Source organism: Pseudomonas sp. AC463 (assembly GCF_979253585.1).
On record NZ_CEEDDZ010000073.1, the window covers coordinates 1 to 563 of the forward strand.

The window sequence follows — 563 nt, forward strand, 5'->3', positions numbered from 1 at the left end:
CCACAAGGCCTATACCGACAAGCTCAACGAGGGCGTCGAGAAGGACGCGTCGCTCGCCGGCAAGTCGATCGAGGACATCCTCGCCACCGTGTCGAGCCAGCCGCCGCTGATCCGCAACAATGGCGGCGGCTATTGGAACCACGACTTCTTCTGGAAGACGATGAAGAAGGGCGGCGGTACGCCCTCCGGCAAGCTCGCCGAGGCGATCGACCGCGACTTCGGTGGCGTCGACAAGCTGAAGGAAGAGTTCAACACCCAGGGCGTGGGCCAGTTCGGCTCGGGCTGGGCATGGCTGATCGCGGACGACAGCGGCAAGCTGAAGATCACCTCCACCCCCAATCAGGACAATCCCTTGATGGACGTCGTGCAGGACCACGGTACGCCGCTGCTCGGCAACGATGTGTGGGAGCACGCCTACTATCTGACCTACAAGAATGATCGCGCCGCCTATCTGAAGGCGTGGTGGGACGTGGTCGACTGGGACACCGTCGGCCAGCGCTACGACGCGGTGGCGTGACCCTGCTCCCCTCCCGGATCGGGAGGGGACCGGACCTGAAAAGGAG

1 protein-coding gene is annotated in these 563 nt (G+C 63.9%); it reads left to right on the forward strand.

Annotated elements, in window-relative coordinates; translation table 11 throughout:
• Window positions 1-517 (forward strand): superoxide dismutase (locus tag AC0IYH_RS29130; protein ID WP_471837485.1); only part of this gene is annotated, 517 nt, incomplete at its 5' end.
• Window positions 518-563: the final 46 nt, after the last annotated feature.